Annotated in this window: 15 protein-coding genes; 5 read left to right on the top strand and 10 right to left on the bottom strand. The window is 57.1% G+C overall.

All coding sequences use genetic code 11. The features are described 5' to 3' along the window. Both egtD and ABYM29_RS11550 read left to right on the top strand, forming a co-directional pair. A partial coding sequence (gene egtD, locus ABYM29_RS11555) for an L-histidine N(alpha)-methyltransferase (RefSeq protein ID WP_372864918.1) occupies window positions 1-915 on the top strand: 915 nt, incomplete at its 5' end. Window positions 916-959: 44 nt separating this feature from the next. Then, complete coding sequence (locus ABYM29_RS11550; protein WP_372864917.1) at window positions 960-1,616, top strand: adenosylcobinamide amidohydrolase; 657 nt, start codon at window positions 960-962, stop codon at window positions 1,614-1,616. A gap of 15 nt (window positions 1,617-1,631) precedes the next feature. On the opposite strand, the gene tadA is transcribed toward ABYM29_RS11550, so the two are convergent. Further along, window positions 1,632-2,132: a tRNA adenosine(34) deaminase TadA gene (gene tadA, locus ABYM29_RS11545; protein WP_372864916.1), complete on the bottom strand. Its 501-nt coding sequence runs from the start codon at window positions 2,130-2,132 to the stop codon at window positions 1,632-1,634. A 257-nt stretch (window positions 2,133-2,389) separates the two neighbouring features. On the opposite strand from tadA, the gene ABYM29_RS11540 reads away from it, so the two are divergent. Beyond that, window positions 2,390-2,659, top strand: coding sequence for a glutathione binding-like protein (locus ABYM29_RS11540; protein ID WP_372864915.1), 270 nt, complete (start codon window positions 2,390-2,392; stop codon window positions 2,657-2,659). Between the two features lie 19 nt (window positions 2,660-2,678). Here the strand turns inward: ABYM29_RS11540 and ABYM29_RS11535 are convergent, their stop codons facing one another. The 7 genes from ABYM29_RS11535 to ABYM29_RS11505 all read right to left on the bottom strand — a co-directional run bounded on the left by ABYM29_RS11535 (window position 2,679) and on the right by ABYM29_RS11505 (window position 10,738). Continuing rightward, a complete protein-coding gene (locus ABYM29_RS11535; protein WP_372864914.1) occupies window positions 2,679-3,695 on the bottom strand; it encodes a hypothetical protein in 1,017 nt (338 codons plus the stop codon). Then, the gene (locus tag ABYM29_RS11530) at window positions 3,692-4,207 is read right to left on the bottom strand and encodes a (2Fe-2S)-binding protein (RefSeq protein WP_372864913.1); all 516 of its coding nucleotides are present in this window, start codon (window positions 4,205-4,207) and stop codon (window positions 3,692-3,694) included. Before ABYM29_RS11530 ends, ABYM29_RS11535 begins: the two co-directional genes overlap by 4 nt. Further along, entirely contained in the window at window positions 4,200-7,031 is a 2,832-nt protein-coding gene (locus ABYM29_RS11525; protein ID WP_372864912.1) for a xanthine dehydrogenase family protein molybdopterin-binding subunit, read from the bottom strand. Before ABYM29_RS11525 ends, ABYM29_RS11530 begins: the two co-directional genes overlap by 8 nt. Before the next feature lie 45 nt (window positions 7,032-7,076). Continuing rightward, on the bottom strand, window positions 7,077-7,421 hold the full coding sequence (locus tag ABYM29_RS11520) for a hypothetical protein (protein WP_372864911.1): 345 nt from the start codon (window positions 7,419-7,421) through the stop codon (window positions 7,077-7,079). Window positions 7,422-7,437: 16 nt separating this feature from the next. Further along, window positions 7,438-7,935 carry a hypothetical protein gene (locus tag ABYM29_RS11515; protein ID WP_372864910.1) on the bottom strand — a complete coding sequence of 166 codons (498 nt, stop codon included), beginning with the start codon at window positions 7,933-7,935 and terminating at the stop codon, window positions 7,438-7,440. 510 nt (window positions 7,936-8,445) lie between these two features. Beyond that, complete coding sequence (locus ABYM29_RS11510; RefSeq protein WP_372864909.1) at window positions 8,446-9,798, bottom strand: cytochrome P450; 1,353 nt, start codon at window positions 9,796-9,798, stop codon at window positions 8,446-8,448. After that, window positions 9,779-10,738 carry an SDR family oxidoreductase gene (locus tag ABYM29_RS11505; protein ID WP_372864908.1) on the bottom strand — a complete coding sequence of 320 codons (960 nt, stop codon included), beginning with the start codon at window positions 10,736-10,738 and terminating at the stop codon, window positions 9,779-9,781. Before ABYM29_RS11505 ends, ABYM29_RS11510 begins: the two co-directional genes overlap by 20 nt. Window positions 10,739-10,920: 182 nt before the next feature. Here ABYM29_RS11505 and ABYM29_RS11500 point away from each other — a divergent pair, with 182 nt between their 5' ends. Further along, on the top strand, window positions 10,921-11,607 hold the full coding sequence (locus ABYM29_RS11500; protein ID WP_372864907.1) for a TetR/AcrR family transcriptional regulator: 687 nt from the start codon (window positions 10,921-10,923) through the stop codon (window positions 11,605-11,607). 224 nt (window positions 11,608-11,831) lie between these two features. On the opposite strand, the gene ABYM29_RS11495 is transcribed toward ABYM29_RS11500, so the two are convergent. Beyond that, window positions 11,832-12,659 (bottom strand): glutathione S-transferase family protein, encoded by an 828-nt coding sequence (locus tag ABYM29_RS11495; RefSeq protein ID WP_372864906.1) that lies wholly within the window; start codon window positions 12,657-12,659, stop codon window positions 11,832-11,834. Window position 12,660: 1 nt separating this feature from the next. Then, a complete protein-coding gene (locus ABYM29_RS11490; RefSeq protein ID WP_372864905.1) occupies window positions 12,661-13,668 on the bottom strand; it encodes a fumarylacetoacetate hydrolase family protein in 1,008 nt (335 codons plus the stop codon). A gap of 170 nt (window positions 13,669-13,838) precedes the next feature. Between ABYM29_RS11490 and ABYM29_RS11485 the strand changes: the two genes are divergently transcribed. Next, window positions 13,839-15,279 (top strand): TonB-dependent receptor (locus tag ABYM29_RS11485; protein ID WP_372864904.1); only part of this gene is annotated, 1,441 nt, incomplete at its 3' end.

Below are 15,279 nucleotides of genomic sequence, written 5' to 3'. Positions count from 1 at the left end.
GACGTTATCGCCGGCCTGCAGCAGCCGCAAAAAACCCTGCCTTGCAAATATTTTTACGACGCCCGCGGCTCGGCCCTGTTTGAACAGATCTGCGCCCTGGACGAGTACTATGTGACGCGCACCGAATTCTCCATCTTACGCGACAGCGGCGCGGCGATCGCCGCCGCACTCAGCCCCTACCGGGCAATTATCGAACCCGGCGCCGGCAGCTGTAGCAAAGTTCAACTGCTGCTCGCCGCCGCGCCACAAATTCGCCAATACCTGCCGTTGGAAATCTCCCTGGCCGCCCTCAAACCGGCGGTTAAGCGCCTGCGCCAGCGTTTCCCCCAACTGGATGTACAGGCAGTAGCGGGCGACTTTACCGCCGGCCGCTGCCTTGCCGACATCGCCGAACGCCGCAACCAGCAGCGCAGCCTAGTGTTCTTCCCCGGCTCGACCATCGGCAATTTTGCCAACGGCGAGGCGATTGCCGTACTCAACTCACTGCGCCAGTTAGCCGGCGACAACGGCGCCGTACTGCTCGGCGCCGACTTGATCAAAGACCAACAACGCCTGCTGGCCGCCTACGACGACGCCGAGGGCATTACCGCCGAATTCAATAAAAATATCCTGCGCCGCATTAATCGCGAACTCGATGCCGACTTTGATATCGAGCACGGCTTCGGCCACCGCGCGGTGTTTAACGAGGCGCTGCAACGTGTCGAAATGCATCTGGTCGCCCGCCGCGAACAGCGTGTGCGCATCGCTGGCAAAACCTTTCAGCTGCGCCCCGATGAAACTATCCACACCGAAAACTCGCATAAATACACCGCCCAGAGCATAGCCCAGATGGCCGCCAGCGCCGGGCTCGAGCTGACGCAACACTGGCGGGACCGGCGCGGAGACTTCGGCCTATTTTTGCTGAGCGCGCACTAGCACTTGGCTTACAATGGCCAGAGCAATATTCACCGAGATTCACTATGGCCGATTGGCAGTGGCGAAAAACCGCCGACTATTTCAGCTTACAGTGGCCACAACCACGCCCCTGTCTAAGCTCCGCAGTACTCAACGGCGGGCTGTGCCAAGCCCGCTCACTACTGAACCTGCGTGTTGGCAGCGACACCCCCGCACCGTTACTCACCCCGGAGCAAAGCTTGTACCAAGCCGCGCAACAACAGCAGCTGGCCGAACAGTGCGTGGGGCTGATGACCGCCGCCTCCATGAATTCGCTGCGCCACCGCGAAGCGAACTTGCACGGCGCCGCCGTTGCAATATTTGTCAGCTGTGGCCTGAGCAACGCCCGCCGCGCCGGTGACCCCTACGACTGGCAAGCCGACCACGGCCCCAGTATTGGCACCATAAACAGTGTACTGATCACCGACCTGAAGCTGCCGGTCGCCAGCATGGTAGAACTGCACGGTCTACTCAGCGAAGCCAAGGCCGCCGTATTACAAGAGCTGGATATTCGCAGTCCGCGCAGCGGCAAGATTGCCACCGGCACTGGCACCGATGCCTGCGCGGTGATCGGCGGCCATGGCCGCGAAGAGAAATGGTTTGGCAAACACACCGAAGCCGGCGCGCTGTGTGCCCAATTGTATATGGACGCTCTGCGCTGCAGTATTGAACGCAGCCCCTAAAGGCACAGGGGGGTTCTAAACCCCGCCTTCATCGGCTTTGGCGGCGGCGCGTTGCGCCTTTTTCTCGGCGCGACGGCGGCTGAAAAAGGCCTGTACTAAAGCGCTGCTCTGCTCGGCCAACACGCCACCCTGCCACACCACCAAATGGTTCATTTGCGGCTGCTCAAACAACTGCAAATGACTGCATACTGCCCCGGCCTTGGGCTCGGCCGCGCCATAAACGAGGCGCGCGATGCGACTGTGGACAATCGCGCCGGCACACATCGCGCAGGGCTCGATGGTCACATACAAGGTCGCACCAGGCAGCCGGTAGTTGTCGGCGGTCAACGCCGCTTGGCGCAGTGCCACAATTTCCGCATGGGCACTGGGATCGCGACTCGAAATCGGTTGGTTAAAACCTTCCCCCAACAACTGGCCGTCACGCACAATCAGCGCGCCGACCGGCACTTCATTGCGCTGCTGGGCTTGCTGCGCCAGCTCAAGGGCGCGTGTCATCCAATATTCGTCGTTGTGCACAGGCCTACCGAGAGAGAGTGACTGTAGGGCAATTCTACCGCAGTTCTCGGCCACCGGTGGCCTGTTTTACTCGGCTCATCACCACAGCTAATGCTAACGCCGCTAGCATGCTCCGCAAAACGATCCGTCAAGAAATCAATAAAGCAACGCACCTTCTTCGCCAAATAACGGCGGTGCGGATAGATGGCAAACAGACCGAAGTCCAGCGTGCAATAAGCCGCCCCTGCAAACGGACCGGCCGCAGCGTGGCTGGTTAATTGTTTGGCGCACAACTCGACCACAGTGCCTTGATCACCGCCTCGCACGCCTTACTCAAGGTGCTAGAAGCACATCTTGACGGCCGCAATTGGCTGGCCACGTCTCAGCCGACCATCGCAGATCTCGCCAATTACACCTATATCGCTCACGCCCCTGAGGGCGGTGTTTCACTCGAGGACTACCCCAATATTCGCCATTGGATAGCGCGTATTGAAAATCTATCCGGCTTCGTGGCCATGCAAGCCACCGCCGTCGGCTTGGCCGCCTGAAGCGGCCTCCCTGGCGACATCAGCGCAAGCTCGGAATCGGCGTGACAATGCAATTGGGTAATTGCAGGTTCTTATTGCAGGCGATAAGTTCTTCAACCGATTGCCGATAAATCGTTTGCCACTGCCTTGCCGAATGGAAGTTGCCCGGCGGCATCCAGTGACTTTGCGGGTAGCGCTGCGCCCGGGCATCGGCGTTGTCAATCTGCGCCATGCCCACCGCCTGCTTGGTGCCCAAGCCACTGGTAAAGGCCACACCTATGCGGTGGCAGCCCACACAGGCATTATTGGCGGTGCTGAGTGACTCCGTGGGCCAGTGGGCAAAGTCCTGGCCCAGGTGTCGATAATAACCAAGGGGGTTAGTCGGCAGGCGATTCCACAACTGACCGATATAGGGGCTGTACATAAAGGGGTCGTTGTCATGACAAAGCCCACAGTTGTCGCCGGCCACCGCAGCCGGCGACCGCCAAAACCCGCTGCGCCCGGGATAGCCCGGCGGCGCCACAGCCGCCGTGGGCGACGGCACTTTCGAGCCGTCTAAAGGCTGATCATTCGTTCCCTTTGCCTGAAACCAACAGGTGCTGCCGTCAAGGGCGTTGTGCGCGATGATATCAATTTCATCAAAGCTGACACTCTCGGCGCTGCGGATAATTTTCTGCCGGCATGCCGCGACAATCTGGCGCTCGCCCTGCGAGAAATTCAACACCCGTGTAAAGGGAATGCACTGGCCCTGCTCACCCGGCCGACCCTCTTCCCCCAGTGGCAACAGCGGCGGCCAATCGCAATCCATATTCGGACGGTACTCGGCCGGCACTTTACCATTCACCGTAATCGGAATAATCGCCCCGTCGAGGCAACTGAAACTCGGCACATCGGCAATGGCCTGCCGGCACATATCGCCGTAGTCCTCCAGGGTTTGGCTGTCAGCCTCGCAGGGCAACTCGCCACCGTTGCAAGCCGGCTGTCGCTTCGGCCCCATCCACAGCAGACTCAGCACCAGCACCAATAGCAACAGCAGCAGGAAGGATTGACGACTCATCGCAGCAGTCCCCCAGCCTCAGTAATCGCTCGCTTTATCGCGGTGTGATAACGCACATAGCCGGTGCAGCGGCAAATATGCTCACCCACTGCCATTTGAATCGCCTCATCAAGCTCATCGGCGGGTATCGGCTGAGCCGCCAGGCGATCCCAGAGTGCCGTGGCCGCCATCAAAAACCCCGGTGTACAGTAACCGCACTGGAAAGCAAACTCGGTTAGCATTGCCGACTGCAGTGGGTGCAAGCTGCCGCCACTGGCCAACTGCTCCACCGTGTAAACCGACACCCCCTGCAACTGCGACAGCGGTGTGGAGCAGGCCAACAGCACGTCCAATGGCGCACCGCTATAGCGTTTTACCGTCACCGTGCACGCTCGACACACACCAATACCACAGCAAAACTTGGTCCCCGTCAGGCCGAGGTCTTCTTGCAAATAATCCACCAATGGCAGCTCGGCAAGTTCCGCTCCCGCACTGACCGCCCGGCCGTTCACACTAAATTCAATATCAGCCATTTAGCACCTCTCGCACCTTGCTGGGGGTAATCGGCAGCTCCCGAAAACGCACGCCCACGGCATCGTAAATCGCATTGGATATGGCTGGCGCCACCGAGCACATCACCGCCTCGGCAATACCGCGCCCAGTCACCTCGCTATCGGGCGGCAAGGTAATAAGCCGCTGATCCAGGGGCACATCTTTGCTCTTGGCGACATAGTAGCGATTCAAATTCCAGTCGCCGCTAGCCGGCCCCGCCGCACCAGGGGGCATATCTTCCAGCAGTGCCCAGCCGGTCGCCATGGCAATACCGCCCTGACTCTGCCCCGACACGAGGCTTTCTGTCATCACTCGACCGGCATTCAAAAAACTCGCCGAGGCGCGCAGCACTACCTCACCTGTCTTAGGGTTCACGGTCACGCCCAGCAAATTCCCGCAGGGCGAAAATTCTGTGCGCACAAAACGCGCAGCCTCCGCCGGTGGCGGCACTACGGCACTGCGGTACAATGGCCGGTAGTCGGAGCTGCCGCCGTAGTTCAGCGCCAGACCATCCACCGGCCAAGTATAGTTGTTACCATTCACCGCAAAACGACCCTGCGCCCAGGCCTGCTGGAAATAGGCGTGTGCCAGCACGCCAGAGACACCTCCCGAAGCGTGTATCTGCGCCGCCAACCGCGCCAGTGACAGCGACGGCAAGCCGGGAGCCGTTAACTCGCCGTTTTGCCATTGGCTTTGCGCCGCTGTCAACGAGTCGGCCGCGCGCCCCCAAAGCGACTGGGCGGCAGGGAATAAACCGACTTCAAACAACACCTTGGCCGCCTGCATCACCACATGAGTCTGATGAAAGCCGGTTAAACAGGCGCTGGACGACCCCGTCGCCTTGCGTGTCCAGTTGCTGTTTTTCCAGCTGCCCGACGAGTCCGTGCTCATCTGCAACTGCCCCCACAGCGTGGCGTTGCCGGTTTCCACTGCCGACGCATTCGCCCCCAGGGCATCGGCAATCACCACCGCCAGAGTCGTCGCCGAGCCATTGCCCATATCCACCGCGTTGCTGCGCACCGTAAAATGGCCGTACTGGTCGATCGCCACCGCCGCCAGCACCCCATCCCCCGAGGTGCCATAGGCCTGATTCGACATGGCAAAGCCCACACCATATTGCAGGCCCTGCTGCTGCCATTTGGCACGGTCGGCATCGCGATTCAGCCAAATCGGATCACCACTGGCGCCATCGAGTATCTCGGCCAGCTTGAGCGATTGCGTAATCGGTCCGCCAACCACCGTGCGACTGCCGGTGTTTAGCGCGTTGCGCCGGCGAATACTGAAAGGGTCAAGGCCCAAATCCCGCGCCGCTTCATCGATTAGGGACTCGATAATAAAATAGGCCTGCGGGCCACCAAACCCGCGCTGCGACCCCCCCGAAATATTGGTGGAATAATTCGCCTGCGAGTAAATCGCCGACTGCGGAATGTTGTAGCAGCCCCCGGCGCAGGCACCGGCCAACTGCGCCACATAGGGGCTGAGATTGCGGCGCCCGCCGCTGTCAAAACTCATATCAGTGAGCAGCGCCTGAATCATGCCCGAGCGATCCACCAGCAACTGCTCCTCGCCCACACAGGCGTGGCGCTTTAGACCACACTGAAATTGCTCGAAACGATCGTAGGCCAAACGCACGGGCAGACCACCCGCAAAGGCTGCGGCGATGCCCAAGTAGAGCGTAAACATGGAGCTGTCGCGCCCGCCAAAACCACCGCCGGGATAACAGGAATACAGGTTTATCGACGAGGGTTTTATCACCGCATCAGCGCCGTCAAACATATCCAGCAAAGTGGCCACATCGCCGTCGGGCGACTGCGTGCCAACCACTATGTGCAGAGTTTCCGCAGCCGCCTCATACCACGCCAAACCGCTTTCTGGCTCCATAAACATGGGGTCCATCGCCCGCATAGAGAAACCCGCGGCATAGCGTTTCCAGCTACCGGATTGCACTCGGCTGTCTATCGTCTGCACCATCGCCTGCCGATAGCGGTCGCACTCGGCGTCGTAATTCGCGTCGCCGCCATTCTGGCTATAGGAAAAAGTATCGCGTCCCGCACTGCCCGCCACCCGAACATACTTGGTCAAGGGATCTACCGCACAGGCTGCAGGGGGTTCCACAGCATCGCCATAGCGTTGAAACTGCGGATTAAACTGAATAATTTTCTTAGCACCCAACCAACTCGCCCGGTCGTTAAACACCAGCATCGCCACTGGCTGACCAAAAAAATCCGCGCCGCTGCCGCGCGCCACCAAAAACGGCCAACGGAAAGATGGCGGCAAATCCACAGCTTCATCAGCGGAATAAGCGTCCGCGGGGCAGGATGGCGGCGTGCTGTCGGCCGCCGCATTACGCAAGCGCACCGCCGTGGACAACTGCTCGGCATAAACCACTTGCTTCGGACGGTATTGCTCGGGCAACAGCGACAGATCTAAGCCCTCGAACAGCTGGCTGACCGTCGTCGCACGAATCAACATCACCGGTTGCTCGCTGTCCGGCCAACCGACCATATTGCGCGCGTGATAGTCCCGCGCATACACCTTTTGCCCGGTGACCTTGGCCAGGCCATCAATGCGATAGTTGGCTACCCCTGGCGGCCCCATCCAGCCGGGGCGTTGATTGCCTGGCTCCCAACTCCCCGCCATATTCGGCGCCAAGGCCTGAGCCGCCCGAGACACCGACGCTGCCAGCGGAATAATATTCACAGCGACCAAGGCGCCACTGAGGGTCTTGATGAAACTTCGCCGGGTGGGAAGTGCTTGCTCAGCAACACCGTCGGCAGCCTGCTGGGCGATTTTATTATTGGTCATTGATATCCTTCCCTGGTGCTATTTTTTTAACGTTTTCGTCTCACCTTAATCCACCGCTGCAAGCCTTAAGCCAGTGGCATTCTCCAAGGCCTGCCAAAGCACAGCAACCACCGCATTCCAAACCTTTTCTATAGTCACCATTAATAAGCCACGCAACGTTTTAACAAAATTCAAAGCCATATCTTCCAGGCTATCCAAAAAGAAATCCCGCGTTTCCTCGGTAATACCGCCGCTGACAATCCCCTTAGCCAGCAACTCCGCCTGCTGGGCAATCGCCTTGAGTTGCCGCTCCGAAAAACCGCGCAGTGTTGCCACATCTTTGCTCAACACCTGCGAGGCCGCCGCTTTTATCTGCGCCATCAACTCCGCCACATCAATCGCCACCATCATGCATCGCTCCGTGTGCTTAACGTTTTAGGAAGCTTTCATAGGTCAGGGCCTGATCCAGATAGATCAACACCTGCCCCTTAAACGCCGCCACTTCAATGGCACTTAATCCCTGCTTGGCATCCACCTGCTTCATCTTGGCCAAGGTGCGGGCTATCTTTTCCATCGCCAGCGCACTGGCTGGCTCATCGCCATCTACCGCCGCTAAACCGCGGCGCGCCAGGTAATCGCTGGCGCGCTGTGTAGAGCGCCGCGTCGGCATCGGCCGCGCACGAGCCTGCACCGCCAAGGCATCAAAGCGGCCAATCAGCCGGTTGTAGCCGCGTTGTCGGGAAGTAAAAGAGGTTTTATCAGCGCCGCTGGCAAGCGCCGCGAACAGTTGCATCAGCTGAACGCTGCTGCCGCTCAGGCCATCGACAACCGCTTGATCGTAACGGGGGGCAAGTGTCGTCGTACACGCGGCGACGCAGAGCAGTAATGCCGCCATAGACACTCGAAGAGATACCATCCTTAGCATCGACGTTCCTTGTTATAGCCAGTGGTTGGGGCAAACCCGGCAGCCCCGAGGCCACCGTTTTCGCGAACACTGCGGAAGACTAAAGCATCCCGGCAAGCACAATGTCAATCATGCTACTCGCACTGCAGACACAAGCCCGGCCGCCTAAAATCACACTGCGTGTCTGATTAGCTTGCCACAAAACCTGTGCAATGCCCTGAGTCACTCGGCGAAGCCGCTTAATAGAGTTCAAGCCACGGTGAGCCTATCGCACTGCTAGGAATAGCCCGGCTCAGCGGCCCGACTTGCGGCAACGCAATAAGGCGTGATGCTGAGCGTTAGTCAGCCATTTATAGATGGCGCACAGGTGGCAAAGAGCGGCACGCCTCGCCGACATTCGCGTTGTGCAGCGGTGCGACTTGGCTGCGCCCCAGATACCTAGCTCGCCCAGGTCGTTATTATTTAGCCCACGGGGCGCGGCCGCGGCCATCACGCGCTCGTCATCGGCCGACGCCCCCAAAGAACGATTGTTTACACTTGCCGCGCAATAAGCAGTTTTTTCGGCTTGGGCATAGGTACCCACTCGAAGTCGTGCTGATGATTCTCCGGCAAGCGGTACTGATGGTTAGCGAGCAACTGATGCATAAAACACTTACTCAGCATCACGGCAAAATGCATGCCTATGCACTTATGCGCGCCGCCGCCGAAGGGTAAAAACGCAAAGCTGTGATTTTTGTGCTCGGCCCGCTCGCTGGAGAAACGCTCCGGGTCAAATTTCGTCGGCTCCGTCCAATACTTGGGGTCGTAGTGATTGTGGATGGGCGAGGTAAAGATCATGGTATCCGCTGGCACCCGGTGGCCATCGAGTTCACACTCGCGAATGCTGCGGCGCGGCGTCAGGCTAACCGACGGACGCAGGCGCAAACACTCATTGATCACCATGTCCATGACGGGCATTTTTCCAAGGTCATCGTAGTCCAAAAACGGCTTGTCCAGGCTTTGACATTCCTCACGCAAAGCCTGCTGCCACTCGGGGTGCATCGCCGTATAGTAAATCATATGGCACAGCAGCGAGGTGGTGGTATCGTGGGCGGCAAACAGCAGGAATGACGCCTGCGGAATGATCAGGTCATTGGCAAAATACTGATCGTCGTCGGTCTTTTCCCGGCACATGTAACTAAACATGTCCTGCTTTTCGCTTTGACGGCGCTCTGGAATCTGCCGCAAAAAGTAGTCGTGAAGATACTTCTGGCCGCGCTTGCCACGGTGAAATTTGGTGCCGGGAATGCTCCTTCTGATCATTCCCATCAGCCCGGTGTTAATATCCAAAAAAGCACCGTTCAAGCGGTCGACTTCCCGCGGGTCGGTTTCACCGATAAAGACTTTTGCCCCTATCGCCAGCAGCGTAGCTTTCACGCGAGGAAACACGTCAACGTTACTCTCGCCACTCCACTCTTGTAGATGCTTCTCAACAACCGGGTTGAGCATTTTCTGGTAGTTCTTCATTGAAGACGACTTAAATGCCGTTTGCATCATTCTGCGCAGGAATTTGTGTTCATCGAAATCGGTCATCTGGATGCAGCCACCGTAGAACTGACCGATAGACTGCTCAAGGCCCTTTTCATTGGAAAAATTCTTGCTGGTATCCAGGAAGATGCGCTGATAATTTTCCGCACCACTGACCATCAGGCCGTGCTGATTGAGCAGTTTCACCCGCGCGACAGAGCCGTGCTCTTTGTGCAGTTGGTGAATAAAGCCGTCCAAATCCTTAATCACATCCAGGGTGTTACCAATAAACGGCAGACCACTCGTCCCCGGTATATGGTCAAGATTCTTACAATCGGGGCGGCTGCGATAATTGGTATCAAGCGATTGACTGGTCATTATTCTCTCCTGCTAATTTATTCAGTAAATAGCCGATGGCTTCAACGGTATCTGCGGGATAGTGCGCCGATTCAAATCCGCAAATCTGTTGCAGATGTTCGGCAAGCGCATTGCCATCAATGGTTTGCGATGGCGCAAAAAAAGCGCCGTCGCTGCGCTGCCAGCGCAATTTTCCAAACCAGCCGCCGCCAGCTTCAAACAACTCGCCGGTCGATTCACAGTCGCGGTGGCAGAGCAACGCTATCAAGGGGCTGACTTTGTCGGGTTGCAGTTGCTGGAGGACATCGGCGGGAAGAAACTGCTGCAACATCCTGGAATCGACGATCGGCGCGATGGCATTGGCGTGAATGTTTTTTGGCTTGCCTTCAATCGCCAGGGTATTCATCAGCCCCAGCATGCCCATTTTGGCGGCGCTGTAGTTCGCCTGGCCGAAATTGCCGTAAATACCTGACGCCGACAGGGTAAAGATAATGCGCCCATACTGCTGGCTGCGCATATGCGGCCAGGCGGCGTGACACAATGCGAAAGCACCATTCAGGTGAACATCCTGCACCTGCCGCCAGTCGTCCAGCGTCATCTTGTGAAAGCTTTTATCACGCAGAATACCCGCATTGTTGATCAGCACATCAATGCGGCCGTACTCGTCCATAGCCTGGGTGATAACGTGCTTGCCATCGACCACCGAGTCGTAATTCGCGCAGGCTTCCCCACCCAGTGCCTTAATTTCGCTGACAACCTGGTCGGCCGGGCTCACTTGCGCAGCGCCACTACCGCTAACATCGACGCCCAAATCGTTGACGACAACGCGCGCGCCAAGACTGGCAAAATAGTGGGCGTGGCTTTTACCCAGGCCGTTACCCGCACCGGTCACCACCACCACCTCGCCATCGAAGCGCATGCCCTGAATAGGGCCAGTACTTAGCTCGTTTAAAGTATTCAAGACATTCCCTTCTTCGACTAATATTACCCACGAAAAGTCGCTGGATTGACGGCTAACTTTGCCAAACTGAAATCGTCGCAACAACTTCCATTAGCGCAGCGCAAAAACCAAATAACCGTTTGTTTTCATTAATTTTTTCAAAAACCACAGAACAGTTACTTCGTTTTACTGAGCAGACCTAAATGGCAAAAAGCAAAGGCGAACGCAAGCAACCCAAACAAGCGCGCTCCATTAACATTGTTAATGCCATCGTCGCCGCGGCGCGAAAGATTCTCGAAGAAGAGGGTCGAGAGGCGCTGAACACCAACTACATTGCCGAGGTCGCGGGCGTTAATATCGCGTCACTCTATCGCTGGTTTTCGGGCAAAGAAGAAATCATTGAATCCAGCTTTGAAGCACTGGTCGCCGAGGAAATCGACGTCCTGGTCGACCTCTTACAACAGGATTTTGAACACGACATCACCGTTGTCGAGGCCCTGTCCTACGTCATCGACACCATAGTGCAGCGCCAATTGCGATTTTTGCGATTAGATCAGGATTTCTTTCGCAAAAACCTGCCCAGCTTTGACGTCGGCAGCCGCTGTGTGCTGGACACCGACCTGACCTGGGTGGTGGCCGCCAGCGAGTGGCTCGCCGACGTGATCGCCAAATACCACCCCGAGTTTTCAGCCGCGCAATGCAAGTTCAAAGCGTTTTTAGCCACCCGCTCAATACAGGGCTGCTGTTTGTCCGCATCCACTGACAACCCGGAATACCTAGAGCACCAAAGCTTTAAACCGTCGCTCTACGACCTGGCCTTGCATTGTATCTATTCGGAAGCGGCCGGTACGCCTGATGCCACAGCCACTTTTGCGGAGTCCCGCGAGTGAGGCCGGCAGAACAATCCATTAACACGGCCAAATTGGTCGCCACCGGTTCCGCACTAACCTAGCGAAAATTAAATCACCCTCGACATAGGCACTCAGTAACTAAAGGGCCATGGCGCCAGCAGCCAGCGATTACGTTGGCGTTATCCCGCCCCGGGTTAACAATGCGCTGTCGGCGACATGTGCGAATCAGCAAAGGAGCGCAAAGACACGGCGGTACAGCCCTGCTAGCTTCGCAGGGCATATAAATTTGGCCGCAGCAAACTGCGCAGGTAGCCAAAACTACGCACAAACAGCCGCACGGCAAGCGGCTCGAAGGCTACCAGTGCGCGCTTATAACTCGGCCGGGCTCTCATGGCCGCAAACCAGCGCTGTACATGAGGAAAGTCGCGCAACGGAAAGCGCATTAACTCCAAGCGGTGCACGTTCACGATCCAACTGATATCGACCAGCGAAAATTCGGCACCAGCCAGCCACTCGTTGTCGGCCAGCTGGCGGTCTAACTCGGCCATGCAACTGTGGGCCTTGGCAATAGCTTGCTGCAATTCCTCAGCACTGAAGCCCTCTTCCGAAAAACGCTGATGAAAGGCCAGCAGCTCTTTGTTACGCAAGTGCCGCTGCATATAACGCAAGTTTTTCGCGCTTTTGCGCGTAGCCGGCTTAAACAAAAACTCATGGGTCAGCACTTTCACCGCCGACTGAAAATCATCCGCCGCCGCCAATAAACGCTCAACTGCTGACACATCTATCCCCCTTTGGTGCAGCAAGTCGGGGCCAGAAAATACGCCATTGAGGTAGTACAAAATATCGTTAGACTCAACAATCACCACGCCATCGTGCACCAGGGTGGGCACCACCGCCTTGGGGTTAATATCCTGATACCAATCGCTCAAATTCTCATTGCGTGGGATGTTTAGGTAGTGGCTAGTCCAGGCAATGCCCTTTTCTTCCAGCATCATGCGCACCCTTTGCGAGCAATTGCTCAGACCAAAGTGAAACAAGTGAACGCCCTGCCAACGGCGAACCTCCTGATTAACAGGGATGATTACGCCCATATCAATTCTCCGTGGTGATATCACTGACAAGGGAACTGGCTAGCTGCGGGGGGCGTACACGGGTGCGCACCACTCCCAGCCACTCAGCCTCAACGACAACCTCATCGCCAGCGGCAAGGAAACCCCGCCGGCGCTGTAAGGCTGTCAATTTACTATAGCGATCGAGACCCAGCAGAGCGGCCAAGCGGCTTTGCCATAATGGCGTTTGAATAGCGACGCCCGACGGCGTGCCGGTGAGGATAAGCGTGCCCGCCTCTAGGCTTTTCAATGAATTGTGCTGTAACACCAGGGCCAGGATTTGCCGAGGCCGGTAAAGTAACTCGGTGGTGGGCGCACGCTGGCGAAGTTCACTGTTCACCCAGGTGCTGAGCGTAATGCATAGCGCTGAATTGACGTCGCTGTGTCGGGGCTGCCAATAGTGCTCACTCATTGCCAGAAAGCCGGGGAAGCTTTTTGCCGCCGCCCAGTAATCCAAACGATTGACTTGCCCCTCCCCCATGACCGCGACACTGCGCGCAGTGAAGTCATTGGCGACAAAGTAGCCCAGCTTCGGCACAAAATCGGGGCGCTGCAGCTGCGCAACGCTAACCGCTTCCAGCAATACCAAACCCAGCTCAACCTCATAATCTACTAACGGCGCAAGCTCGCCCTGGCCTTGCTGCAGTTCAGCGCCCAGACCTGGCTCCACCGCCTCTAATGCCGCCGCTACGGCCGCGGCATCAGGCAAAACAAGATCACTATCGCCATATGCCTGCAAGGCAGCCTTCGCCTTGCGAAAAACCGGCGGCAACTCGCCCGGCAGCATGCGGCTTCCGGTTTCACGTATATGACCGGCATACATTAAGCCCATGCCGTAAACCGCCGGCGGTGGGGCGCCAAAGCGCTGAAACTGTCCGGCACTGGACAGGCAGGCCACCTCGGCAGAACGAGGCAGCTCGCCCGCGGGCCTCAGCAAGTAGATACTCAATATCAGCAGCGCTCCGATGCCAAATAGGGATAGCTTGCGCATAACACCAACCTTTATGAAATTTATTCATAGTTGACCACTATTTATTTTTTGTTGCAAGAGAAGGGCAAAAGGCTTAGGGTAGAAAACTAATGAATAAGTTTCATATTTGAGCAAAACCTCAAATTATGGACGCTGTTTCTTGCAGATTATTGAACGAGGTCTTATCACCCATGCACGGTTTTCAAAAAACCATCCTGGCGGGCATTGCCGCCAGCCTCAGCGGCCTGGCCATCGCAGAGCAACAGGATCAACAACAGGGCTTCGGACTAGAAGAAGTCATTGTTACCGCCCAACGCAAAGCGGAGTCGCTGCAGGATGCCCCGATATCCATTGCCGCCCTCACCGCCGAGGACCTCGAGAAGGAAGGGATTACCAATCTATTTGACCTCAAGGCCAAAGTGCCCAACCTGACCGTCGACTTTCACCCGGTCAGCAATCAGACCGTACGTCTCTTCATCCGCGGCACCGGCTCCATCGACCCCTTGCAAATCACTCAGGACTCCCCCATTGGGGTCTATCTCGACGGCGTCTATATTGCCCGGTCTACCGGTATGGCCTTTGATATCGCCGAACTCCAGCGTATCGAGGTATTGCGTGGCCCTCAGGGCACCCTCTATGGTCGCAACTCCACTGGCGGCACGATTAATCTGATCACTGCCCGCCCCGACCCCAGCGCGCTCAGCTACAAGCAAAAACTCACTGCGGGCAACTGGGGACAACGCGCGGCAAAATTCAACTTGAACCTGCCCATTGGCAGCGACGCCGCGGTCAAACTGGCCTACCTCACCTCGCGCCAAGACGGCTTTATTGAAAACACCGGTGAAGGCGGCGACTTCGGCGACCGGGAGTCTGAAGGGGTGCGTCTCGATTTCAGCTGGGATGTCCACGACAATTTGCGCCTGGACTACGGCTACGACAAGTCTAAAGTCCGCGTCATCGGCTATTCCCTGCAAGCCATCGCCGAGCCCCACGACGATAACGGCAGCGGTACGCCAATCGAGATCTTCCAGAACCGCCTCGGCCAAGAAGCCAAACAATTTTACGACTATCCCGGTAAAGACGTGCGTGCAGATTCGCTCTACAGCGCCGTACCGCTGGATTATTCCACCAATATCATTGAAGGTCACAGCCTGACCCTGGGCTGGAACCTGGGTGAAACTCAACTGATTAAATACATTGCCGGCTACCGCGAGATGCGCGATCGCACCAACGGCGTACTGTCGGCGGGCAGTAGCTCCGACGAATACCGTATCGACTACAGCGCCTACACATCAAAAGACGGCAGCTTGTTTCTCCCCACTACGCCCCAACCGCTCGACCAAGACCAGATCTCGCACGAGCTACAATGGCAGGGCAGCGCCTTTGGTGGCCGACTGGAATACATCGCCGGCCTGTATTACTTCGAAGAAAACGGCAAGGAACACCACCCCCTGCACCATATTCTCAACGGCCCCATCGATATTACCGAAACACCGCTATTCACTAATACCACCTCGGTGTTAATGGCAGAGGACAGCCGGTTTACGGTAAACAACAAGGCCAGTGCTATTTTTACCCAACTGGACTACACCCTGCCCTTTTGGGATGACCGTCTAAGCATTATCTTGGGTG

Origin of the sequence: Spongiibacter sp., from assembly GCF_041602295.1 — a bacterium.
Lineage (GTDB): Bacteria > Pseudomonadota > Gammaproteobacteria > Pseudomonadales > Spongiibacteraceae > Spongiibacter.
The sequence above is the reverse complement of the archived record's forward strand: the minus strand, read 5'-3'. Positions and strand labels throughout refer to the sequence as shown.